Here is a 22,941-nt window from a genome sequence, read left to right as displayed (position 1 = left end):
CTTACCTCGTTTCTTCTTTTCGCTCTTTTGCTCTTAGTTGACCACATGCAGCATCGATATCTGCACCTTGATTACGTCTAATTGTAGCATTTATGCCATTTCTTTTTAATTCTTTTTCAAATTTAAAGATATCTTCTTTTGAAGTCTTAACATAATCACGTTCAGGTACATGATTTACTGGAATTAAGTTAACATGACAATTTAAATTTTTGATTAATTTTGCTAAAGCTTTTGCATGATGTACTTGGTCATTTACGCCACCAAATAAGCCATATTCAAAAGTGATTCTTCTGTTTGTTTTACTAACATAATATTCTATAGCTTCCATTAATTTATCTAAATCATAAGCTCTGTTTATTGGCATTAATCTTGAACGTGTTTCATTATCTGCAGCGTGTAAACTTACCGCAAAATTAATTTGAAGAGATTCATCTGCGAAATCATAAATTTTAGGAATGATACCTGATGTAGATACTGTAATATGACGTGCACCGATATTCAAGCCTTTATCATGATTAATAATTTTTAAGAAGCCCATCATTTCATCATAATTTTCAAATGGTTCACCAATTCCCATAATTACAACTTGGCTTACACGTTCATCTGATTCATCTAAAGCTTTTTGAACTGTTAATACTTGAGCCACAATTTCTCCTGCTTCAAGATTACGTTTTAACCCACCTATAGAAGATGCACAGAATGTACAACCTATTCTACAGCCTACTTGTGTTGTTACACATACTGAGTTTCCGTATTCATGTCTCATTAAAACTGTTTCAATAGTATATCCATCTTGTAATTCAAATAGGAATTTAATTGTACCGTCTTTACTTTCTTGTTTAACAGCTACTTCTAACGTTGTAATTTCAAATGATTGAACTAATTTTTCTCTTAATTCTATTGATAAATTAGTCATTTCACTAAAAGCATCTACTCTTTTAACGTATAACCAATCAAAGATTTGTTTAGCTCTAAACTTCGGTTCTGATTGATCAATCAACCAATCTTCTAATTCTCCTAACTGTAAAGAGTATATTGAAGGTCTTTCGAAGTTTGGCATAAATTTATTGCGCTTTTTCTGTATCGCTGGCATATTATCTTTCCTTTCTCTTAATTTTAGTAATAAAGAATCCGTCTGAATTATAATCTTGCGGTAATAACTGTAATGTTTTTGTTTCTTGATTGGTTCTTGGATCATTAAATAGAGCAAACTCAAACTCTGGATTTGCTTTTAAAAATGAATAAACAACATTTTCATTTTCCATTTGTTCAATCGTACAAGTTGAGTAAACAAGCTCTCCACCAGGTGCTAGAGATTTACTTGCATTTTCCAATATTTCTAATTGTAAATGCCATAATGATTCTACATCTTTAGCAGTTTTATCATATTTAATTTCTGGCTTTCTTCTCATAACACCGAATCCACTACAAGGAGCATCAACTAGTACATAATCATATGTCTTATCAAATGGTTTAGTTGCATCATGAACATCTGTTGTAACATTTTCTAATCTTAATTTTTTGACATTAAAATCAATTAAATCTATTTTATGGGGATGAATATCATATGCATCAACTTGGCCAGTTTGGTTCATCATTTCTGCAATATGACAAGTCTTTCCGCCAGGTGCACTACATGTATCTAATACAGTACTGTTTTCTTTTGGATTTAAAATTTCTGCTACGAACATTGAACTCTTATCTTGAACAGATAACAACCCATCTTTAAATAATCGATCATTGACGATTGGTTCACCTTTAATGTGTAAACATCTTTCGATATCTTTATCTATTTCGACAGTATAACCATTACTTTGTAATCTTTCAACTGCATCTTCAACCGATATTCTTGTCGTATTGACTCTGACAGTAGTGTTTGGAGGCGTTAAACTTAATAAACACATTTCTCTTGTCTTCTCATAACCAAAATGTGTAATCCAATGTTTAGTTAACCAAAGTGGTACGCTTCCTTCAATAGATAATCGTTTATCATCATGTTTAATTTCATCTAAAGTTCTTAGCGGAGATGACATAAAGTTTCTAAGAATTGCATTAATAGCTTTACTATTATGCAAATCACCTCGTACTTTTGCAATATTAACTGCCTCGTTAATTATTGCATGGTCAGGTACTTTATCCAAATACACAAACTGATATGCGCTCATTGTTAATAAACGTTTCATCCAACCTTTTAACTTGGTTTGAATAAATGGCTCTATTAAGTATTCTAAAGTAAGCTTTCTTTGTAGTGTGCCGTATACTAGTTCAGTTAGTAGTCCTACATCTTTTTTAGAAATTGCTTCATTTTTTATTGCTTCATTAAGTTGTAGATTACTGTATGCTTCTCCAGTTAATACATCGTCTAGAATCGTTAATGCAACATATCTTACATTGTTTTTCATCATATTAGTTTAGTCCCATCAATTTTTGATTGTAATCCGCTCAAGTAATCACGTGTTTTAACGCGTTTTTTACCCGCTAATTGTATTTCTGTTAAAGCCACACCATTGTCAGATCCAGTTGCAACAATTATAGAGTCTTTTGTCGTTTCTGCAATTTCACCAGGTTCACCTTTAACATTTTCAACAATTTCACTTCTCCAAAGTTTTAAATTCTTATCGTTCATCGTCGTGTAAGCAACTGGCCATGGAGATAGTCCTCTTATATGATTGTGAATTGATTGAGCATCTTGTGACCAATCAATTCTTTCATCTTCTCTTGAAATATTAGAAGCAAAGCTTACTAAAGATTCATCTTGAGGTGTACTTTCGTTCGTTCCATTAAAAATAGTAGGTAAAGTTCGTTTCAATAACTCTGTACCAAGTACTGCTAGTTGATCATGAACATCCCCTACTGTATCGTTCTCTTTAATGATTATCTCATCTTGACTAATGATATTACCTGCATCTAGCTTTTCAGCCATATACATAATTGTGACACCCGTTTTCTTTTCACCATTCATCACTGCATAATGTATTGGTGCTCCACCTCTATATTTAGGCAATAGAGAAGCATGTACATTAACTGCTTTATATTTCGGTGCATCAAGTAATGATTTTGGTAACAATTGCCCGAAAGCAGCAGTCACAATTAAATCAGGCTTTAAATTTATAATTTCTTCTAATTCAGAAGAATGATTTAATTTTTCAGGTTGATAAACAGGAATATTATGTTTGATTGCTACTTCTTTTACTGGAGGTGGCGTTAGTACTTTCTTACGACCTACAGGACGATCTGGCTGAGTAACAACAGCAATGACTTCATTATCTTCAATAAGCATTTCTAAAATACCTGTAGAAAAATCTGGCGTACCCATGAATACGATTTTACTCATCCTTATACATCTCCTCTAGTTCTTCTTCACTAACTTCTCTCGTCATTTTATCAGTAAACAACTCACCATATAAATGATCGACCTCATGTAAAATAATTCTAGCAACATCATCGTATGCCGTTAATTCAACACTATTTCCATTCAAGTCATTACTATTAACAACAATCATTTTACTTCTATTAACTTCCCCAAAAACACCCGGAACACTCAAGCAACCTTCTACATCTGCTTCAGTTTCTTCAGATTGAGAAACAATTGTTGGATTGATAAGCTGCAAAATACCCTCTTGCTCCATATCAACAATCGCAACTTTAAGATCAACACCAATTTGAGGAGCAGCAATACCTACCCCATCATTTTCATACATTGTGTCCTCTAAGTTAGAAATCAATTCTTTTAAAGATTCATCGAAAGTAACAACATCTTTAACTTCTCTATTTAATATTGGATTTGGTACCGTAACAAGTGGTTTTACAGCCATCTCTATCGCTCCTTTTTAAAAACTCATCGTATAATTATAACGTAAATCAACATAAAAAGCGACAGAGAATATTTATCCTCCATCGCTAATTACATTTGTTTAATTTTGAGTTCTCTTTAAAAAAGTTGTCACACAAACTAAAGATAAAATCACAAGTGAGAATAATGCAAATTGGATTATACCATTTTCACTTTCACCTGTATTAGGTAAAACCATCTAATGGTCTTGAATGATGACCGACGAACAAGTCATTCGTTCTACGTTTAGAAACATAAAATAGAAGATAGTATTAATTGCTTATACATACGAACACTTCACACCTTTGAATTTGGATTTTAATCCCTAAACATATTTTTATGTCTCAAGGTGATTTCTATGTATACCTATTATTTATTAAAAATGGAATTTCATTGTAGATGTTAATTATATAATATTATACAATCTAATTATAAGTAAATCTACTTTTTTTATAACAATATAGAAAGGATAGTCATATGAAAGCTAACGATTATATTAAATACGTAACTGCACTGGAAGGAAGAACTTTATTAAGTAAGGAGGAAAGGAATTTTTTAATTACTTATCATAATGGAGAGGAGGGTGAGAAATATTTTACTGCTATGTTAAATTCTCTCAATAATATTTATTATATTCACTCATTCGAATTTGGTTCTACTAATCATGTTCAAATAGATTTTCTAGTTGCTACTAGTAATAAGTTTGTTGTTTTTGAAGTTAAACATTATAAAGACGAATGGTACTTTGAACATGATACTTTGAAAAATAATTATGGAATTATAACCAAATCTCCTATAATCCAAGTCCGTAATATAAAGCATGAGCTTCAAAAATCACTTCATAGATGTGGAATATTTTTAGATATTGAATCTTACATCGTATTTACTAATCCTCATTTAATCCCTTTAGGAACATGGCCAAAAAATCAAAATATAATACTTCCACATGAATTAGATAAAATCTCAAAAATACTATCACCACAACTTCCAAATGATAACCATCAAATATTGAATTTACTTCTAGAAAATGAATCGAAACACTCCACTTATTATCAAAAAGACATTACGACAAAATATGATTTAAAGTATGCCGGTATAAAATGCCCCAACTGTAGAAAAATGCATACTATAAAAATATTAGATAACAAAACACTTTATTGTTGCTCATATTGTAAGTCGGAAATTAAATGTGAAGATATAGTATTCTTTAATTTAAAAGAGCTTTATATTATAAAGAGAGACAGTTTTACTTTTGAAGAAGCTATAGCATGGTGTTATCCAGTGAAAAAGTATACTATTGAACGCGTTTGTAAAAAATACTTTTTTAACATTAACACGGAGAAACAGAAAATTCTTTTTAGATAGTAAATAGATATATCTTTATCAGCAGTTTCTTCTCAATTTGCTTTTAATGCCACTCTTATCAGCAGTTTCTTCTCAAATTGCTTTTAACACCACTCTTATCAGCAGTTTCTTCTCAATTTGCTTCTAACGCCACTCTTATCACCAATTTCTACTCATATTGCTTTTATAAAACACGTACTAAATACTTTTTTATCCTTAAAATTAAGAAAACCCGTGAAAATCCTCGAATTTTCACGGGTTTTCTACTTACATCATCATTTGCGGATTAATATCTATTTCTAATGAGAGTTTGTCTTTCATATATTGTTCATGGTAATAATCATCTAGATATTTCAAAGCTGTTAACAAGTCTGGTTCATTCTTGAACTTTATGAGTATTTGGAATCTATGTTGGTTATTTATTCGTGACAACGGACTTGGTGATGGTCCTAATATGAAGGACTGTGTTGTTACATGTTGTACAAGTATGCCATGGATATGTTTGGATGCTTGCAACACTTTCCTCTTATCCACATGACTGATTGTTAAATTCACTAGATAGTAATAAGGTGGATATTTACCGACTTGTCTAAATTTCATTTCTTTTTGATAAAATGACAAGTAGTCATTCTTTGTTACATCTAATATAGCGTAATGATCAGGATTATATGTTTGAATCATTACTTCTCCTTGTTTCTTATGCCTACCTGCTCTACCTGCTACTTGTGTGAGTAATTGGAATGTCTTCTCACTTGATCTAAAGTCTGGTAAATTGAGCATAGTATCAGCGTTTAATACGCCTACTAATGTAATATTTTCAAAATCTAATCCTTTAGCAATCATTTGAGTGCCTAATAAAATATTTGCTTCTTGATTACCAAAAGCTGTTAACAATCTTTCATGTGCACCTTTTTTAGACGTTGTATCTACGTCCATTCTAATCACTTTAGCGCGATCAAATGTTTCATATATAATTTCTTCTACTTTTTGAGTTCCGACACCCATTTGTCTAATATGTTCGCTTTCACAACTTGGGCATTTTTGTGGCATAGGTTCACTATAACCACAGTAGTGACATTTTAAGTCATCATGTGTTTTATGATATGTAAGCGAAATATCACAGTTGGGACATTGTGGTACGTGTCCACAATCTCTACATAACACGAAAGATGAATGTCCTCTTCTATTTAAGAAAAGTACAATTTGTTCACCTTTATCTATTCTTTCTTGAATGGCTTCTGTTAAATGATGAGAGAACATAGATCTATTTCCTTCTTGTAATTCTTCTCTCATATCGATTAATTCAATTTCTGGCATCTTCTGTTGATTAACTCGATCAGGTAATCCTAAATATTGATATACATTTTTTTCTGCTCGAGCAAATGTTTCTAAACTTGGTGTTGCTGATCCTAATACTACTGGACAATGGTGATATTCACTTCTCCATATAGCAATTTCTCTTGCATGGTACCTCGGATAGTCTTCTTGTTTGTAAGTTGATTCGTGTTCTTCATCAATAATAATGAGGCCTAGCTTTTCAAAAGGTGCAAACACACTAGATCTTGCTCCTACTGAAACACTCGCTTTACCATCTCTGATTTTTTGCCATTCATCATACTTTTCACCTTTTGATAGTCCTGAATGCAGTACTGCAACTTCATCACCAAATCGTGCTTTAAAACGATTGACCATCTGCGGTGTTAATGCAATTTCAGGTACGAGCATGATAGCTTGCTCACCTTTTTTTAAGACATTCTCAATTGTTTGTAAATAAACTTCTGTTTTACCTGAGCCTGTTACACCATGTAATAAAAATGTCTTAGATTCATTTGCTTTAACCGCTTCATCAATTTGAGTAAAAGCTTCTTGTTGCGCTTCTGTTAAAGCTTTATTGTGTTCTTTTTCAAAAATTCTATGCTCATAAGGGTCTCTATTTACAATGGCTTCGTATTTTTCTAGAACTTGATTTTTAACTAAAGTATTAATACTAGAATTAGAAAACCCTTCTTCTTTTAATGTTTTTAACAATACATCTTCATGTCTATGTTCTATTAAATAATTAAGGATATCTAATTGTTTTTCTCTCGTACGTAAAGATTCGATAATTTCATCCAGTCTATCTGTCGGTATAATTCTTACACACGTTGCGTACTTTCTCGTTAATTGTTGCCCTACAATCGTATCTTTAGTTAAGGCTTCTGTTTTTGCATAGCTTTCTAATTCTGCTACGATTTGTAGTGTTTGAGCTTGATCAAAAGTTAACATACCTTCTTTATTAAAATGATTTAAATATTGTGCAGGAATATCATCCGGATCTTTTATGATATATACTTTTTGATATTTAGCTTTAATAGCACTAGGCAACATGATTTCTAATGCTGAAATTCGTTTAACTAAATGAAAATTAGACATCCACTCACTTAGTTTGATTAATTCAGAAGTTAATTCTGGTTTAAAGTCTTTAACTCTAATTAAAGACTTTAATTTAGACTCGTCTATATCACTTGATAATTTTTCACTAATACCAATAACAAAGCCTTGAATTTTCCTTGAACCAAAAGGCACTTCAACTCTAACACCGACTTTAACAATATCCTCTATATCTTGAGGTATAATATAATCAAAAATTTTGTCGACGTTTTTAGCTGGAATATCCACTACAACATTTGCGATCAATCTTCCCACCTACTAGTGATTTCATTTAATATTTTAAAAGCTATTTTCTGTTTTGATTCTTTAGCTAAAGGTACTCTATCTCCATTTGCAAAAAACATTTCGACTTCATTGTCTGATGATCTAAATCCAATTTCTTGGTTTGCTACATGATTTGCAACAATAACATCAGCATTTTTCTTTTTCAGTTTGCCCATAGCATAAGTTTCCACATTATCTGTTTCAGCTGCAAAGCCAACCAAATATTGTTTATCCTTATGTTCCCCTAAATATTTCAAAATATCTGTCGTTCTTTTAAAAGTAAGCTCTAAATTACCATCTTGTTTTTTCATTTTATTATTTACTGTTTTAACTGGAGTATAATCAGCTACAGCTGCTGCTTTAATAATCATATCCATATCATCCATTCGTTCTTTAACTGCCTGAAACATTTCTTCAGCGCTAGATATTTGAATAAATTCTACTCCACTTGGTTGTGATAAACTCGTTTCACCACTTACTAATATGACATTTGCCCCTAAATTTCTAGCAGCTTCTGCTAAAGCATATCCCATCTTACCACTTGATCGATTTGTAAAATATCTTACTGCATCGACTTTTTCTACTGTTGGTCCAGCAGTTACGAGTACATTTTTGCCTTGGAGAGCAAAGGTTTGTGGATTTGATTGTTCTTTAAAATAATCATCTATAATAGTTAGTATCGTTATAGGTTCTTCCATTCTACCTTTTGCAACATAACCACATGCTAAATAGCCTTCTCCTGGTGCAATAAATTTATATCCATAATTTCTAAGTTGTGACATATTCTTAACTATTGATGGATGCTCTAGCATATGTACATTCATAGCTGGCGCAATAAATACTGGAGCAGTTGTTGCAAGCAATGTAGATGTCACAATATTATCAGCTAATCCATTTGCTAACTTGCTAATCGTATTTGCTGTTGCAGGTGCAACAATAACCGCATCTGCCCAATCTGCTAACGTGATATGTTGTATTTCACTTACATCTTTTTCATCAAAAGTGTCCGTATAAACATGGTTACGACTAATTGCTTGAAAAGCTAATGGTGTAACAAACTGTTGTGCATTCTCTGTTAACATGACACGTACAGTATAACCACTTTGAGTTAATTTGCTCGTTAAATCTATTGCTTTATAGGCAGCTATTCCACCAGTTACAGCTAGAAGTATATTCTTCATTTGTGTAATCCTCCGATAAATTCGATTCTAAATCTTTATATTTATTATACATTCTTTAAAATAGACTGTCATGAATATAAACTACTTACCTTCATTTAAATAAAAAGACCTTTTATGAAGGGATTATATTTCCCATACATAAAAGATCTTTTTTAGATAATGATAATTAGTCTTCTAGTTTAGCATATACTTTATGTGCTGCAATTTCTTCTAGTGCTTGACCTACATTTTTTAATGAACGATATTCATCTAATAATAAACTATCAGGGTGTTCTTGTAGTTCTCGGGCTCTTTTAGCTGCAGTCGTAACGACTAAATATTTAGAATTAATACTGTCTTTTAATTCATTTTGTGGTGGATATAACATTATTTTTTTGCCTCCAATATCATTTTTCTATAGCGCGCTTCAACACGTTCTCTTTTTAAATGTTCTGCTTCTACGATTGATTGAATACGTTCTTTAGCTAATTCAACTTCATCGTTTACAACAACATAATCGTAAAGGTTCATCATTTCTACTTCTTTACGTGCTTCTAAAATACGGTTTTGGATGATTTCGTCTGATTCAGTACCGCGTCCAACTAACCTTTCTTTCAAGTGTTCTAAACTCGGCGGTGCTAAGAAAATAAATAAAGCTTCAGGAAATTTCTTCCTAACTTGTTTAGCACCTTCAACTTCGATTTCTAAAAATACATCATAACCGTTATCCATTGTATCTCTAACGTATTGTACAGGCGTACCATAATAATTACCTACATACTCAGCATACTCTATAAATTGGTCATCAGCAATTAAAGCTTCGAATTCTTCTCTTGATTTAAAGAAATAATCTACACCATCTGTCTCACCTTGACGCATTTTCCTAGTAGTCATAGAGATAGAATATTTAAAATCCGTACTAGGATCATCAAATATTGATTTACGTACCGTTCCTTTACCAACTCCAGATGGGCCAGAGAGCACTATCAGTAACCCTTTTTCAATGTTCATGTCAAACGACCTTTCCTAATGAATACTAACAATTTATTATCATTTTGTTTTTTATATCTTACCATATTTCAATTATATATGGCTAGAGAGGTTGTAAGATTAAACAGAATTATACTCATTTAATCCCTTACATGTTACAATAAATTGACTTTTGATAAAGGTGTGAGTGCAAATGGCTTTTGATGGCTTATTTACAAGAAAGATTGTTGAAGATATTCAATCGCTCGTTTCTGGGCGAATTCATAAAATTGCTGAACCAAGTTCAGATACGATTATCTTAACAATTCGTAGTGAAAGAAAAAACAAACAACTATTATTATCAACACATGCAAATTTTAGCCGTTTTCATTTAACAACGGAAAAGTATGACAATCCTTTTGATCCTCCAATGTTTTTAAGAGTATTACGAAAACATTTAGATGGAGGAATTATACAAAGTATTACTCAAATAGGAAATGATAGATTAGTTGAGATTGATATACATTCAAGAGATGAAATTGGAGATTTAAGAAAACGAACAATTGTATTAGAAATTATGGGACGACATAGTAACATTATTTTAATAGATGGAGAACGTAAAATTATCGATGGCTTTAAGCATCATACTCCAAATACAAATACTGCTCGTACAATTATGCCTGGTTTCAAATATGAATATCCTCCTACTGTTAAAAAATTAAATCCATTTGAAGTAGACGATGTAAATAAATATATCAATTATAATGCAGGTAAAATAGACCGACAATTATTACAACAATTTGAAGGTTTTAGTCCACTGATTACAAAAGAAATTGTGTCTCGAAGACCATTTATGAATCAAGAAACGTTAGTAGAATCTTTTGATGAAGTAATGAATGAGGTAGATCAAACGCCTAAACCTGTAATTTATAGTGATGATTCAACAAATAAAGAAATCTTCTATTTCATGCCATTACATACTTATGGTAATAATTATATGGCATTTGATACAATTCATGAATGTTTAGATAGATTTTATGAATCACGTGGAGAGAGAGAACGCGTTAAACAACGTGCGCTAGATTTAGTAAAAATTATAGATCAACATTTACAAAAAAATAGAAATAAATTAGAAAAATTGATTAACGAAAAAGAGGCAGCTCGTACTAAAGATGAGCAACAATTATATGGTGAACTGATTACCGCTAATATGTATCAAATCAACCAAGGTGATAAAACGTTAGAAACAATCAATTACTATAATAATGAACCTATTTCTATACCATTAAATCCAACTAAATCACCTTCAATGAATGCACAATATTATTACAAACAATATAACAGACTCAAGACAAGAGAAATAGAATTAGAAAAGCAAATTAAACTTACTCATTCTAACATTCTATATTTCGAGTCATTAGAACAACAACTTGCTCATATATCAGTAGAAGATATAGACGATATAAGAGAAGAATTAGAAGACCAAGGTTTTGTAAAAAAACGTAAAAGTAAGAAAAAGAAAAAATCAAATAAAATAACAATCACGACATTTGTTTCTTCAGATGGGCAAACAATATTACTTGGTAAAAACAACAAACAAAACGATTATCTTACTCATAAAGTAGCAAGAAAAAATCAATTGTGGTTCCATACGAAAGATATTCCAGGTTCACATGTTGTTATACAAGAAGACGAACCAACAGATACAACAATTGAAGAAGCAGCAATGATTGCAGCTTATTATTCTAAAGCAAGTCAGTCAGCACAAATACCAGTAGATTATACTGCAATAAGAAATGTCCACAAACCAAGTGGCGCAAAACCAGGATTTGTAACTTATGATAGTCAATCAACTCTGTATGTTACAACAGACTATGATGATATTAAAAAATTATTAAAACAATAAATAAAACGAAGTGCTATATTGATTCAATAGCACTTCGTTTTTATTTTGAAAGAAAGTTTATTATTGCTGTTCTGGTAAAGCTAATTGGAAATTAACACCGTATTTATCTTGTACCCATGCAAATTCTCTGAATGTTGGTGGTAATTCCGTTTTAGGCATTAATATTGCACCACCAGATTTTAATTTAGAATATAGAGTCTCCATCTCCATAGCAGATTCACATGTTACATACAATGACATAGCTGGATTCATTTCTATTTCCACACCATTTCCTTGATCAATAGCCATAAATATTTGTCCGTTTATTTTAAAAATAGAATGTTGTACAGTACCAGGTTCCCCTGGCCCTTCTTCTCCATATTTAACCATAGTTAAAATTTCACTATCTTGAAAAATTGATGTATAAAATTTAATAGCTTCTTCAGCTTCACCGTTAAACATTAAAAATGTTGTAATTTTTGGTATCATGTAATAAACACTCCAATATCATATTTTAAAAATTTCTTATATCTTATATAATTTAGTATAATATTTATAAGAGACAAAGACAAAGGAGAGATTTTATGTCAATTTCATTATTGTTACCTATTGTTATTATGTTAGCCGTTATTATCATTGGGTACGTCTTTATCAAACTATTTATGGACTAATTCTTATGAAAATTCTTTAATTTATAAAATGGGTATCGTGCGTTTTACCTGATTTTGAACGGAATCGCACGATATCTCGAAAGTCTTCGTGCGTATTAACCTGATTTAATCCTAATTACTCAAAATAAAGACTCTCCTTGCCGTTATATGTAGTTCCACGGTATGGGAGAGTCTTTTTATTAATTATTTTTATTTAGTTGCTACAAATTCAATTCCAAATAACCATGGTACCATAAACCAAACGAATCCTACTATGATGACACAACTGATTAAGTTTAACCAAAATCCTGCTGTTGCCATTTCTCTGATTGTTACTTTATCTGTACCAAACACAATCGCATTTGGAGGTGTACCTACTGGCAACATAAATGCACAGTTTGCTGCCATTGCTGCTGGAATCATTAAAGCTAACGGATGTAAATTAATGCCTACAGCTATTGTTGCAAGTATCGGTAAAATCATTGTTGCTGTTGCTGTATTCGATGTAATTTCTGTTAAGAATAGTACAAAGAGCGCTACAATAGCAATGATTAGAATAATGTTTACACCTTCTAATCCAGAAATTTGTTTACCCATCCATTTATCTAAACCACTTTCTGTAATAGCTGAAGCTACTGCTAAACCACCACCAAAGAGTAATAAAATACCCCACGGTAAATCTTTAGCAATCGACCAATCTAAAATTCTAGCAAACTTTCTTTTAGCTGGTATTAAGAATAATATAACAGCAATAAACATTGATATTGTTCCATCTTTAACTAGCTCTGTAAAAGGTAACTGTGATAATAAGAATTCTCTTGATACCCATAAAAATGCTGCTAAACAGAATAACGTAAATACGACTTTCTCTTCATATGATGTCTTTCCTAATGCTTTTAATTCTCTAGTAATAATTCTTTTACCACCAGGTAATTCTTTCATGTCATGTTTAAACATGACAAAATTCAAATATGCCCAAGTTATTGCTAATAATATAATTACTGTTGGGACACCCATTACCATCCATTGTCCAAATCCAATTTCTTCACCAAATATTTTTTCATATTGACCTTTTAAAATAATTAAAGGTGGCGTACCAATTAATGTTCCAAGTCCACCAATTGTACCCGCATAACCAATACCTAATACAAGTGATTTTTCAAATTGAGTTAAACTATCGGAATCATTCCCGTCAGCTGTAAGTTCATTAGCTTCTTTAATAATCGCCATACCGATTGGAATCATAATCATAACAGCCGCTGTGTTTGACACAAACATTGACAATGCACCAGTTGCAATCATAAATCCTAATAAAATTCTACCAGTACTTGTTCCTATACTATTAATAATGACTAGTGCAATTCTCGTATGTAAATTCCATCTTTCCATTGCAATTGCAATAATAAATCCACCTAGGAATAAGAATACAATATCATTACCATAGGCGCTGGATACTGTTTCACTATCCATAACTCCACCTAATGGAAATAAGAATAAAGGCATTAAACTAGTGGCCGGAATCGGAATAGCTTCTGTAATCCACCATACTGCTATCCATAAAGTTGCTGCCATTACGTATACTCCAGTTTGGCTTAACCCATCCGCTTTGAAAAATAGCAATATTACTAAAAATAATAGTGGCCCTAAAATTAATCCGATTAATTGAGCTGTATTATAAGCTTTTAATTCAGGATCTGGTTTGTTTTGAGATTTTAATGCATCTGAAGAAAAGAATTTTAACATTTCTTTAGTTCTACTACTTTCTTTCCAAAGCTTTTCTGTAAATTTTTTATCTTGTTTACCCATATTATTACGCCCCCTTTTATTGTGTATTCGTTTACATTTTAACAAAGTTTATACAAAAGTAGTACTATTTTCTGAATATTCTATAATATTTATGCATATATTTACTAATTATATTTTTTGTAGTATTTTATCTAACTACCGCAAAAAAAGAAGCTAAGACAAATTAATTGTCTTAACTTCTTGTTCACTTCCCATTACTTATCAGAGTCTTTTGTATTAAAAACTCCATTTTCTTCAAGCTCTTTTTTTATGCTTTTAAATATATTTTTATCGTCTAAATCATAACTTCTCTGTCTATTTACATTAGTGTTATTCGTGTATCCAGTACGTTCATTTAAATTATGATCTCTTACTTTATAATGATTAAAGTCAGGTTTTTTATTAGTATCTTTTTTTAGAAAATCATTTATATGTTCCCATTTTTTTATCTGTTCTTTTTGTTGTTCAACAGATAGTTTATGCTGGCTACTCATAAAGACCCCCCTTATCTAGACTTTATTATAAAGTATCTTTCCATTCTTTTAAAGTTTTTATATCTTTATTTTGGATATATCCTTCTTTTTCTGCAACAGAAATAAGTTCGTCATAATTTGATAAAGTATAGTAAGGAATATCTTTTGATTCGAAAGCTTCTTCTGCCTTCTTGATTCCGTAAGTAAAGATTGCAAATACACCTATTACTTCTGCTCCGTCTTCAATTAATGCATCAACTGCATTAATTGAAGATCCACCTGTTGAAATTAAATCTTCTATAACAACTACTTTTCTTCCTTTGCTTAATGCACCTTCGATTTGATTCCCTTTACCATGCCCTTTACTTTTAGACCTTACATAACTCATTGGCAATCCTAATTGATCAGCAATGAAAGCAGCATGTGGAATACCTGCTGTAGCAGTTCCTGAAATGATTTCAACATCATGAGCATGTTCTTTAATTAATGATATAAGTCCTTTGTAAATCGTTTCTCTAATTTCTGGATAAGCTAATGTGACTCGGTTATCACAATATATTGGAGATTTAATACCTGAACTCCATGTATACGGATCTTCTGGAGATAATGTTACAGCTTTAATTTCTAGTAATGATTGTGCGATATTTTGAGTCATATGAATTATCCTTCCCATCTATGTAATATTTCATGATATCTTGAAACTGGATTTTCATGCTGAGTTATAGAACGACCAACTACTATATGTGTTGATCCCAACTTTTTAGCTTCTTCTGGTGTTGTTACTCTTTGTTGGTCATGCGTTTTGTCGGATTCTAATCGTATACCTGGTGTTACTTTTAAGAAATCTTCTCCGATATTTTCTCTAATGAGTGTCGATTCTAACGGTGAACAAACAACGCCATCAAGTCCTGCTTGTTGAGTGATCTTGGCATAATGAACTACAGCATTTTCTATTGATGTTTGAATGTTTTGTTCATCTCTCATTTGTTCTTCAGTCGTTGATGTTAACTGTGTTACAGCGATTAATTTAGCTCCAGGATTTGTAGCACGTAGTCCTTCAAGTCCTGCAGCCATCATTTTCTTACCACCAGCTGCATGTACATTAATTAAATCGATATTAAATTTACCTAATCCTTTTAATGCGCCTTTAACAGTATTAGGAATGTCATGTAATTTTAAATCAAGAAATATATCATGCCCTCTATCTTTGATGACTTTTAGCGTTTCAGGACCATTTTGTAAATATAATTCCATACCCACTTTTACAAAAAGAGGTTCGTTAAATAAATCAAGAAACTGTTCAACTTCACTAAGCGTTGCAAAGTCTAAAGCTATTATTGGTGTGTTTTTCATTTATTTAACAACTCCTTGTTGATTATATGTTCGACCTTTAAGTTCTGAAATATGTTGAACACCTAAGTTATCGAGTAATGTAGGTAATTCATCTATAATATCTTTACATACAGTAGGATTCTCAAAATTAGCTGTTCCTACTGCAACTGCATCTGCCCCAACAGAGATATAATCAATTACATCTTGAGCAGTTCTAACGCCACCCATAGCAATAATCGGTATATCAATATTTTGGCTAACTTCATAAACCATTCTTAATGCTACTGGTTTAATTGCAGGACCACTTAAACCTCCAATAACATTACTAATGATAGGTTTGCCGGTTTTAGAATCTATTCTTAAGCCAACGAGCGTGTTAATCATCGTAATACCATCAGCATATTCTGAGATAGCTTTTGCCATTTCAACGATATTCGTAACATTCGGTGATAATTTCACATATACTGGGACTTCAGAAACTGCTTTTACTTTTCTTGTTAACTCACGTGCAACTTCTGGTACAGTTCCAAATTGAATACCACCTTCTTTAACATTTGGACATGAAATATTTAACTCTAGCGCATGAACATTTGGTGCGTTAGAAATATGTTTTGCTACATATACATATTCTTCTTCAGTAGAACCTGCCACATTTGCAATAATCGGTACATCGAATTGCTCTAAATATTTAAGTTCATGTTCTAAAATATGATGAACTCCCGGGTTCTGTAGACCAATTGCATTAATCATACCGCTAGCAGTTTCAGCAACACGAGGTGCCTCATTACCATATCTAGCAAGCTGAGTTGCAGCTTTAATCATAATAGAACCCAACTCAGATAAATCATAAAATTGACTAAATTCCTTACCAAAAGCAAAACATCCACTTGCTGGCATAACTGGGTTTTTTAAATTTAGACCTGGTAAAGTTACATTTAATCTACTCATATGATCACAGCTCCTTTTTCAAATACTGGTCCATCTGTGCATACTTTTACATAGCCCGCTTCATCATTCGTATGACAAACACATGCATAACAAGCTCCAATTCCACAACCCATACGTTCTTCTAATGATATATAACCTTTAATATCACTTAATTGTTCTGTTAATGCTTTAAGCATTGGTTTTGGTCCGCAGCTATAAAAAATGTCGAAGGGTGTTTCAATATTATCAATAACAGTTGTAACAAATCCTTTTGTACCTAAACTTCCATCAACAGTTGCGATATACGTGTCACCGAGTGCTTTAAATTCTTCAATATAGAAAGCATCTTTAGCACTTTGGAATCCTAACACATGGATTGTCTTTATACCTCTTTTATTTAATTGTTTAGATAACTCATAAAGTGGTGGCACACCAATACCACCTCCAACTAACAAGGCAGTATTTTGTGCTTCTTCTACAGGGAAGCCATTCCCTAAAGGTGCAATCACATCAATTGGATCTCCAGATTTCAAAGTAGAAATCATTTCAGTACCATGACCTTCTTTTCTAAAAAGCATTGTGAATGTCTCTTCTTCATGGTTTACTTCACAAATAGATATTGGTCTTCTCAACATATGTTCAGTACCTGTACCTGCTTTAATATGAACGAATTGTCCTGGGTTTTTCATATTTTTCGTGAGATTTCCATGTACTTTTAATTCAAAGATAGCATCTGCTATTTGATTGTTTGATACAACTGTCATTATTTTAGACATAATACTCCCCCTCTACATTTGTTCGGTTTTGAAAGTCATACTTTCAATTACATCTGCAAGTGCATTTGCAGTATCAAGTGAAGTCAAACATGGTATGCCATTTTCAACTGATTCTCTTCTAATTTGGAAACCATCTCTATCATATAATTTCCCTTTCGTCATCGTATTCACAACTAGTTGAACTTCACCTTTTTGAATAACTGAAAGTAAGTCATGTTCTCCACCAATTTTTCCTACTGTGTATACTGGAATGTTTTGTTCGTTAAAGTATTTTGCAGTACCAGCTGTGGCAAAAATACGATACCCAATTTCATGGAATCTTTTCGCTATTGCTAAAGCTTCTGCTTTATCTTTATCACTAACCGTAAATAATGCTGTGCCTTGATCTTGTACCTTTAACCCGCTAGCTGTTAAGCCTTTGTATAATGCTTTTTCTAAAGTACTATCTTTGCCCATTACTTCACCTGTTGATTTCATTTCAGGCCCTAATGTTATGTCTACATTTTTAAGTTTGCTAAAGCTGAATACTGGTGCTTTTACGTATACACCTTCTTTATAAGGTGCTAATCCACTTTCATATCCTTGTTCTTTTAATGAAATGTTAGCAATTGCTTTTGTAGCAATTTTAGCCATTGGGATATCTGTGATTTTACTTAAGAAAGGTACAGTTCTACTTGCTCTAGGGTTTACTTCTAGAACAAATACCTCACCTTTAGACAATACAAACTGAATATTGATAAGACCAATTATGTTTAAGCCTTTAGCTAATCTCGTTGTGTAATCTACTAATAAATCAATTTCTTTATCAGTTAAAGTTTGAGGTGGATAAACTGCGATTGAATCACCTGAATGAACTCCAGCTCTTTCAATATGTTCCATAATACCTGGGATGACAACTGTTTCACCATCTGATATTGCGTCCACTTCTATTTCTTTGCCTGTTAAGTAACGGTCGATTAATACAGGATGTTCTGGACTTGCTTTAACAGCTTGTTCCATATAATTTTTCAATTCTGGTTCTGCATAAACAATCTCCATTGCTCTTCCACCTAATACGTAAGAAGGTCTTACTACAACTGGATAACCGATTTCATTTGCATTGTCTATTGCTTCTTGAACTGAAGTAGCTGTTTTACCATGAGGTTGCGGAACATCAATTTTTTGTAATAATGCTTCGAATTCTTTTCTATCTTCTGCTCTATTAAGATCTTCTAATGACGTTCCTAGAATTTTAACACCTTTTTTAGAGATTTTGTCAGCTAAATTGATAGCGGTTTGACCACCAAATTGAACAACTACGCCTTTAGGTTGTTCATGATTAATAATACTCATTACATCTTCTTCAGTAAGTGGTTCAAAGTATAATTTATCTGATATAGAGAAATCAGTAGAAACTGTTTCTGGGTTGTTATTAATAATAATTGCTTCGTATCCAGCTTCTTGTATTGCCCAAACTGCATGAACAGTAGCGTAATCAAATTCAACGCCTTGTCCAATTCTTATTGGTCCGGATCCTAGCACAATAATTTTTTCTTTTTCAGTCACTACAGATTCATTTTCTGTTTCGTAAGTGCCATAAAAGTATGGTGTTTCAGATTCAAATTCAGCTGCACATGTATCAACTGTTTTATAAACTGGATTAATTTCATTTTGTTGTCTTAACTCGTATATCTCTAACTCTGATTGTTCCCATCTATGTGCAATTACTTTATCACTAAAGCCATATTGTTTTGCCCATAGTAATGCTTCTAAGTCACCTTTATTATTTTTTAAGTCATGTTCTATTTCGATGATGTGTTTAAATTTATTTAAGAAGAAATAATCAATTTGAGTTAATTCATGAATTCTTTCTAAAGAAGTTCCTCGTCTTATTGCTTCACCAATAAAGAATAATCTTTCATCATCTTGTGCTTTAATTCTTTCTTCAATAAAATCAAGTTCAAATTCATCACCATTTGGTAATCCTAAATGGTGTACACCATATTCTAATGAACGAATGGCTTTTAATAGTGACTCTTCATAGGTTCTACCTATTGCCATTACTTCTCCAGTAGCTTTCATTTGTGTACCTAAATGACGTTCCCCTTTTTCAAATTTATCGAATGGGAATCTCGGTATTTTAGATACGACATAATCAAGAGCAGGCTCAAATGCAGCATAAGATGTTCCTGTAACTGGATTTAACATTTCGTCTAAAGTCATTCCGATTGCAATCTTAGCTGCTAGTTTAGCAATTGGATAGCCTGTTGCTTTTGAAGCTAAAGCTGATGATCTTGAGACACGTGGATTTACTTCTATAATATAATAATCTAATGAGTCTGGATCTAGTGCAAGTTGTACGTTACATCCACCTTCAATTTTCAATGCACGAATAATTTTTAATGAAACATCTCTTAACATTTGATACTCAACATCAGATAATGTTTGACTCGGCGCTACAACAATTGAGTCCCCTGTGTGAATACCAACAGGGTCGATATTCTCCATGTTACAAACAACAATAGCATTATCATTTTTGTCTCTCATCACTTCGTACTCTATTTCTTTAAAACCTGCTATAGATTTTTCTAATAAACATTGTGTAACAGGGCTGTATTTCAAACCATTCTGAACGATTTCACTTAGTTCTTTTTCATCGTGACAGATTCCGCCACCAGTACCACCCATTGTGAATGCTGGTCTAACTATTAGTGGGTATCCTATTTCATTAGCAAATTTTAATGCGCCTTCTAAATCATTCACAATATCGCTTTCTGGTACCGGTTCATTTAGTTCATTCATTAACGTACGGAATAAGTCTCTATCTTCAGCTTGTTCGATTGAAGTAAGTTGTGTACCTAGTAAACGGACATTATTTTCTTCTAGTACACCATTTTCGTGCAATTCAATTGCCATGTTCAAACCAGTTTGTCCACCTAATGTTGGTAATAATGCATCTGGCTGTTCTTTACGAATAATGCGACTTACGAAGTCTAAAGTTAGTGGTTCAATATATACAGTGTCAGCTATTTCAGTATCAGTCATAATTGTAGCTGGGTTTGAATTCACTAAAATAACTCTATAACCTTCTTCTTTTAATGCTAAGCATGCTTGTGTACCTGCATAGTCAAATTCTGCTGCTTGTCCAATGATGATTGGACCTGAACCAATTACTAAGATGGATTTGATATCTGTTTGTTTAGGCATTGATTGTACGCTCCTTCGCTTTATGTAATTTAATCATTTCAATAAATTCATCGAATAAATAGTTAGAGTCATGTGGACCTGGTGAAGCTTCTGGATGATATTGTACTGAAAATGCTGGGTATTTTTTATGTCTTAACCCTTCGATAGATTTATCATTTAATGCTAGATGTGTAACTTCTAAATCTGTATTTGCAATTGAATCTTCATCTATTGCATAACCATGGTTTTGACTTGTTAAATCAACTTTACCTGTTTGTAAATTTTGAACTGGATGATTAGCACCTCTATGTCCAAATTTCATTTTGTAAGAAGTTGCACCTTGAGATAGTGCAAAAAGTTGATGACCTAAACATATCCCGAAAAATGGTATCTTGCCAATTAATTGTCCAATTGTTTGTATTGTTTCTTGAACACTTTCTGGATTACCTGGACCATTAGAAACCATGATACCATCAGGTGAAATATTCATAATTTCTTCAATTGATGTTTGATAAGGTACTACCGTTACATCACAGCCTCTTCTATTTAATTCTCTAACGATATTTTCTTTTTTTCCGTAATCAATTAATACAATTTTATAGCCATCTCCTGTAGAAATATAAGGTCTAACTGAAGATACTTGTTCAACTTCATCCGTTCTCAATGTTTCATTATTCAAACGTTGTACTAATGCATCAATTTCGTTAGCATTATCCGTGAAGCCTGCTTTTAGAACACCATATTTTCTTATTTTACGTGTTAAACTTCTTGTATCAACACCTGAAATACCAGGTATTTGATAAAATTTCAACGTTTCATCTAATGACTTGCTTGATCTGAAGTTGCTTGGATAGTCACATACTTCTCTTACGACAACGCCATTTAAAGTAGGACTTAATGATTCGAAGTCATCTCTATTGATACCATAATTACCGATAAGAGGATAAGTAAACGTAATAATTTGTCCAGTGTATGACGGGTCTGAAATCGTTTCTTGATAACCTGTCATAGCTGTATTAAATACAATTTCACCTAAAGTTAATTCATCAGAGCCTAAAGCATATCCTTTATATGTAGTACCATCTTCTAATACTAAGTATCTTTTATTTTTCATCTTATACTTCCTCCTTATAGACGATCTCACCATCACAAATTGTTAAAATTGGATAGCCTGACACGACTTCTCCAATAAATGGTGTATTACTACTTTTAGAAGCAAATTCTTCAGCAAGTATCGGTCTTTCTGTATCTAAATCAATAATCGTTATATCTGCATAACTTCCTTCTTCTAAACGTCCATAAGGTAAATTAAACGTTTCGCATGGTTTAGTCGTTAAGAATGACACAAGTTGTTCTAAAGTAAATTTACCGGTTTTCACGAAGTTTGTATAAAGTAATTGGAAAGCTGTTTCACTTCCTACGATACCAAAAGGTGCATCTACCATTGGCACTTCTTTTTCTTCTTTAGCATGTGGTGCATGATCTGTAGCAATACAATCAATTGTTCCATCAAGTAATGCTTCTATTAATGCATCTCTATCTTCTTTAGCTCTTAATGGTGGGTTCATTTTATAAATAGCATCATCACCTGGTACATCTTCTTCTGTAAGTAATAAGTGGTGCGGTGTAACTTCAGCTGTAACTTTTATACCCGCTTTTTTAGCATCTCTTATAACTCTTACACTTTCTTTAGTAGAAACATGGCATACGTGATAATGACAATTGGCTGCTTCTGCTAATAGAACATCTCTCGCTATTTGAACCGCTTCACAAATGGCCGGTATACCAGGAATATTTAATTCTTCGCTACGTTTACCTTCGTGCATAGCGCCACCATATATTAATGAATTATCTTCACAGTGTGCGACGATTGCTTTATCTATTTTAGCTGCTTCTTGCATTGCTTCATACATCATAGATGCTGTTTGAACACCTACTCCATCGTCAGT

21 protein-coding genes are annotated in these 22,941 nt (G+C 32.3%); 2 read left to right on the top strand and 19 right to left on the bottom strand.

Annotated elements, in window-relative coordinates:
* Position 1: 1 nt before the first annotated feature.
* The 5 genes from rlmN to B2G86_RS13600 all read right to left on the bottom strand — a co-directional run bounded on the left by rlmN (position 2) and on the right by B2G86_RS13600 (position 4,031).
* Entirely contained in the window at positions 2 to 1,093 is a 1,092-nt protein-coding gene (gene rlmN / locus B2G86_RS00105) for a dual-specificity RNA methyltransferase RlmN (RefSeq protein ID WP_078356101.1), read from the bottom strand.
* Between the two features lies 1 nt (position 1,094).
* The gene (rsmB, locus tag B2G86_RS00100) at positions 1,095 to 2,405 is read right to left on the bottom strand and encodes a 16S rRNA (cytosine(967)-C(5))-methyltransferase RsmB (protein ID WP_078356100.1); all 1,311 of its coding nucleotides are present in this window, start codon (positions 2,403 to 2,405) and stop codon (positions 1,095 to 1,097) included.
* Entirely contained in the window at positions 2,402 to 3,334 is a 933-nt protein-coding gene (gene fmt, locus B2G86_RS00095; protein ID WP_078356099.1) for a methionyl-tRNA formyltransferase, read from the bottom strand. Before fmt ends, rsmB begins: the two co-directional genes overlap by 4 nt.
* Positions 3,327 to 3,815 carry a peptide deformylase gene (def, locus tag B2G86_RS00090; protein WP_078356098.1) on the bottom strand — a complete coding sequence of 163 codons (489 nt, stop codon included), beginning with the start codon at positions 3,813 to 3,815 and terminating at the stop codon, positions 3,327 to 3,329. Before def ends, fmt begins: the two co-directional genes overlap by 8 nt.
* Before the next feature lie 99 nt (positions 3,816 to 3,914).
* Positions 3,915 to 4,031: an LPXTG cell wall anchor domain-containing protein gene (locus B2G86_RS13600; protein ID WP_078356097.1), complete on the bottom strand. Its 117-nt coding sequence runs from the start codon at positions 4,029 to 4,031 to the stop codon at positions 3,915 to 3,917.
* Positions 4,032 to 4,309: 278 nt separating this feature from the next.
* On the opposite strand from B2G86_RS13600, the gene B2G86_RS00080 reads away from it, so the two are divergent.
* Positions 4,310 to 5,197: a nuclease-related domain-containing protein gene (locus B2G86_RS00080; RefSeq protein WP_078356096.1), complete on the top strand. Its 888-nt coding sequence runs from the start codon at positions 4,310 to 4,312 to the stop codon at positions 5,195 to 5,197.
* Between the two features lie 246 nt (positions 5,198 to 5,443).
* Here B2G86_RS00080 and priA read toward each other — a convergent pair whose 3' ends face one another.
* The 4 genes from priA to gmk form a co-directional block, all read right to left on the bottom strand.
* A complete protein-coding gene (priA, locus tag B2G86_RS00075) occupies positions 5,444 to 7,852 on the bottom strand; it encodes a primosomal protein N' (RefSeq protein ID WP_078356095.1) in 2,409 nt (802 codons plus the stop codon).
* Positions 7,849 to 9,051, bottom strand: a complete 1,203-nt coding sequence (gene coaBC / locus B2G86_RS00070; RefSeq protein WP_078356094.1) for a bifunctional phosphopantothenoylcysteine decarboxylase/phosphopantothenate--cysteine ligase CoaBC — start codon at positions 9,049 to 9,051, stop codon at positions 7,849 to 7,851. Before coaBC ends, priA begins: the two co-directional genes overlap by 4 nt.
* A gap of 166 nt (positions 9,052 to 9,217) precedes the next feature.
* Positions 9,218 to 9,418 carry a DNA-directed RNA polymerase subunit omega gene (gene rpoZ, locus B2G86_RS00065; protein ID WP_016911048.1) on the bottom strand — a complete coding sequence of 67 codons (201 nt, stop codon included), beginning with the start codon at positions 9,416 to 9,418 and terminating at the stop codon, positions 9,218 to 9,220.
* Complete coding sequence (gmk, locus tag B2G86_RS00060; protein ID WP_078356093.1) at positions 9,418 to 10,041, bottom strand: guanylate kinase; 624 nt, start codon at positions 10,039 to 10,041, stop codon at positions 9,418 to 9,420. Before gmk ends, rpoZ begins: the two co-directional genes overlap by 1 nt.
* A 172-nt stretch (positions 10,042 to 10,213) precedes the next feature.
* Between gmk and B2G86_RS00055 the strand changes: the two genes are divergently transcribed.
* On the top strand, positions 10,214 to 11,905 hold the full coding sequence (locus tag B2G86_RS00055) for an Rqc2 family fibronectin-binding protein (protein WP_078356092.1): 1,692 nt from the start codon (positions 10,214 to 10,216) through the stop codon (positions 11,903 to 11,905).
* Between the two features lie 60 nt (positions 11,906 to 11,965).
* Here B2G86_RS00055 and B2G86_RS00050 read toward each other — a convergent pair whose 3' ends face one another.
* The 10 genes from B2G86_RS00050 to B2G86_RS00005 all read right to left on the bottom strand — a co-directional run.
* Positions 11,966 to 12,373 (bottom strand): VOC family protein, encoded by a 408-nt coding sequence (locus B2G86_RS00050; protein WP_078356091.1) that lies wholly within the window; start codon positions 12,371 to 12,373, stop codon positions 11,966 to 11,968.
* Between the two features lie 371 nt (positions 12,374 to 12,744).
* Positions 12,745 to 14,277 carry an SLC13 family permease gene (locus B2G86_RS00045; RefSeq protein ID WP_078356371.1) on the bottom strand — a complete coding sequence of 511 codons (1,533 nt, stop codon included), beginning with the start codon at positions 14,275 to 14,277 and terminating at the stop codon, positions 12,745 to 12,747.
* 257 nt (positions 14,278 to 14,534) lie between these two features.
* Positions 14,535 to 14,813 (bottom strand): hypothetical protein, encoded by a 279-nt coding sequence (locus tag B2G86_RS00040; protein ID WP_078356090.1) that lies wholly within the window; start codon positions 14,811 to 14,813, stop codon positions 14,535 to 14,537.
* Between the two features lie 25 nt (positions 14,814 to 14,838).
* Positions 14,839 to 15,447, bottom strand: a complete 609-nt coding sequence (gene pyrE / locus B2G86_RS00035) for an orotate phosphoribosyltransferase (RefSeq protein WP_078356089.1) — start codon at positions 15,445 to 15,447, stop codon at positions 14,839 to 14,841.
* A gap of 5 nt (positions 15,448 to 15,452) precedes the next feature.
* The gene (pyrF, locus tag B2G86_RS00030; protein ID WP_078356088.1) at positions 15,453 to 16,145 is read right to left on the bottom strand and encodes an orotidine-5'-phosphate decarboxylase; all 693 of its coding nucleotides are present in this window, start codon (positions 16,143 to 16,145) and stop codon (positions 15,453 to 15,455) included.
* Positions 16,146 to 17,072, bottom strand: coding sequence for a dihydroorotate dehydrogenase (locus B2G86_RS00025; protein ID WP_078356087.1), 927 nt, complete (start codon positions 17,070 to 17,072; stop codon positions 16,146 to 16,148).
* Positions 17,069 to 17,827, bottom strand: a complete 759-nt coding sequence (locus B2G86_RS00020; RefSeq protein WP_078356086.1) for a dihydroorotate dehydrogenase electron transfer subunit — start codon at positions 17,825 to 17,827, stop codon at positions 17,069 to 17,071. Before B2G86_RS00020 ends, B2G86_RS00025 begins: the two co-directional genes overlap by 4 nt.
* Positions 17,828 to 17,839: 12 nt before the next feature.
* On the bottom strand, positions 17,840 to 21,013 hold the full coding sequence (gene carB / locus B2G86_RS00015; protein WP_078356085.1) for a carbamoyl-phosphate synthase large subunit: 3,174 nt from the start codon (positions 21,011 to 21,013) through the stop codon (positions 17,840 to 17,842).
* Positions 21,006 to 22,106 carry a carbamoyl phosphate synthase small subunit gene (locus tag B2G86_RS00010; protein ID WP_078356084.1) on the bottom strand — a complete coding sequence of 367 codons (1,101 nt, stop codon included), beginning with the start codon at positions 22,104 to 22,106 and terminating at the stop codon, positions 21,006 to 21,008. The genes carB and B2G86_RS00010 overlap by 8 nt, the downstream gene beginning before the upstream one ends.
* Position 22,107: 1 nt before the next feature.
* Positions 22,108 to 22,941: dihydroorotase (locus B2G86_RS00005; RefSeq protein WP_078356083.1), on the bottom strand; the 834-nt coding region annotated here is incomplete at its 5' end.

Origin of the sequence: Mammaliicoccus fleurettii (genome assembly GCF_002018435.1) — a bacterium.
Lineage (GTDB): Bacteria > Bacillota > Bacilli > Staphylococcales > Staphylococcaceae > Mammaliicoccus > Mammaliicoccus fleurettii.
Note: the sequence above shows the minus strand (reverse complement) of the source record. Positions and strands in the feature narration are given on the sequence as shown.

What these genes read in the sequence shown, in the direction of transcription:
- rlmN (WP_078356101.1), bottom strand. Translation starts at nt 1,093, where the DNA reads ATGCCAGCGATACAGAAAAAGCGCAATAAATTTATGCCAAACTTCGAA.
- rsmB (WP_078356100.1), bottom strand. Translation starts at nt 2,405, where the DNA reads ATGATGAAAAACAATGTAAGATATGTTGCATTAACGATTCTAGACGAT.
- fmt (WP_078356099.1), bottom strand. Translation starts at nt 3,334, where the DNA reads ATGAGTAAAATCGTATTCATGGGTACGCCAGATTTTTCTACAGGTATT.
- def (WP_078356098.1), bottom strand. Translation starts at nt 3,815, where the DNA reads ATGGCTGTAAAACCACTTGTTACGGTACCAAATCCAATATTAAATAGA.
- B2G86_RS13600 (WP_078356097.1), bottom strand. Translation starts at nt 4,031, where the DNA reads ATGGTTTTACCTAATACAGGTGAAAGTGAAAATGGTATAATCCAATTT.
- B2G86_RS00080 (WP_078356096.1), top strand. Translation starts at nt 4,310, where the DNA reads ATGAAAGCTAACGATTATATTAAATACGTAACTGCACTGGAAGGAAGA.
- coaBC (WP_078356094.1), bottom strand. Translation starts at nt 9,051, where the DNA reads ATGAAGAATATACTTCTAGCTGTAACTGGTGGAATAGCTGCCTATAAA.
- rpoZ (WP_016911048.1), bottom strand. Translation starts at nt 9,418, where the DNA reads ATGTTATATCCACCACAAAATGAATTAAAAGACAGTATTAATTCTAAA.
- gmk (WP_078356093.1), bottom strand. Translation starts at nt 10,041, where the DNA reads ATGAACATTGAAAAAGGGTTACTGATAGTGCTCTCTGGCCCATCTGGA.
- B2G86_RS00055 (WP_078356092.1), top strand. Translation starts at nt 10,214, where the DNA reads ATGGCTTTTGATGGCTTATTTACAAGAAAGATTGTTGAAGATATTCAA.
- B2G86_RS00050 (WP_078356091.1), bottom strand. Translation starts at nt 12,373, where the DNA reads ATGATACCAAAAATTACAACATTTTTAATGTTTAACGGTGAAGCTGAA.
- B2G86_RS00045 (WP_078356371.1), bottom strand. Translation starts at nt 14,277, where the DNA reads ATGTTAAAATTCTTTTCTTCAGATGCATTAAAATCTCAAAACAAACCA.
- B2G86_RS00040 (WP_078356090.1), bottom strand. Translation starts at nt 14,813, where the DNA reads ATGAGTAGCCAGCATAAACTATCTGTTGAACAACAAAAAGAACAGATA.
- pyrE (WP_078356089.1), bottom strand. Translation starts at nt 15,447, where the DNA reads ATGACTCAAAATATCGCACAATCATTACTAGAAATTAAAGCTGTAACA.
- pyrF (WP_078356088.1), bottom strand. Translation starts at nt 16,145, where the DNA reads ATGAAAAACACACCAATAATAGCTTTAGACTTTGCAACGCTTAGTGAA.
- B2G86_RS00025 (WP_078356087.1), bottom strand. Translation starts at nt 17,072, where the DNA reads ATGAGTAGATTAAATGTAACTTTACCAGGTCTAAATTTAAAAAACCCA.
- B2G86_RS00020 (WP_078356086.1), bottom strand. Translation starts at nt 17,827, where the DNA reads ATGTCTAAAATAATGACAGTTGTATCAAACAATCAAATAGCAGATGCT.
- carB (WP_078356085.1), bottom strand. Translation starts at nt 21,013, where the DNA reads ATGCCTAAACAAACAGATATCAAATCCATCTTAGTAATTGGTTCAGGT.
- B2G86_RS00010 (WP_078356084.1), bottom strand. Translation starts at nt 22,106, where the DNA reads ATGAAAAATAAAAGATACTTAGTATTAGAAGATGGTACTACATATAAA.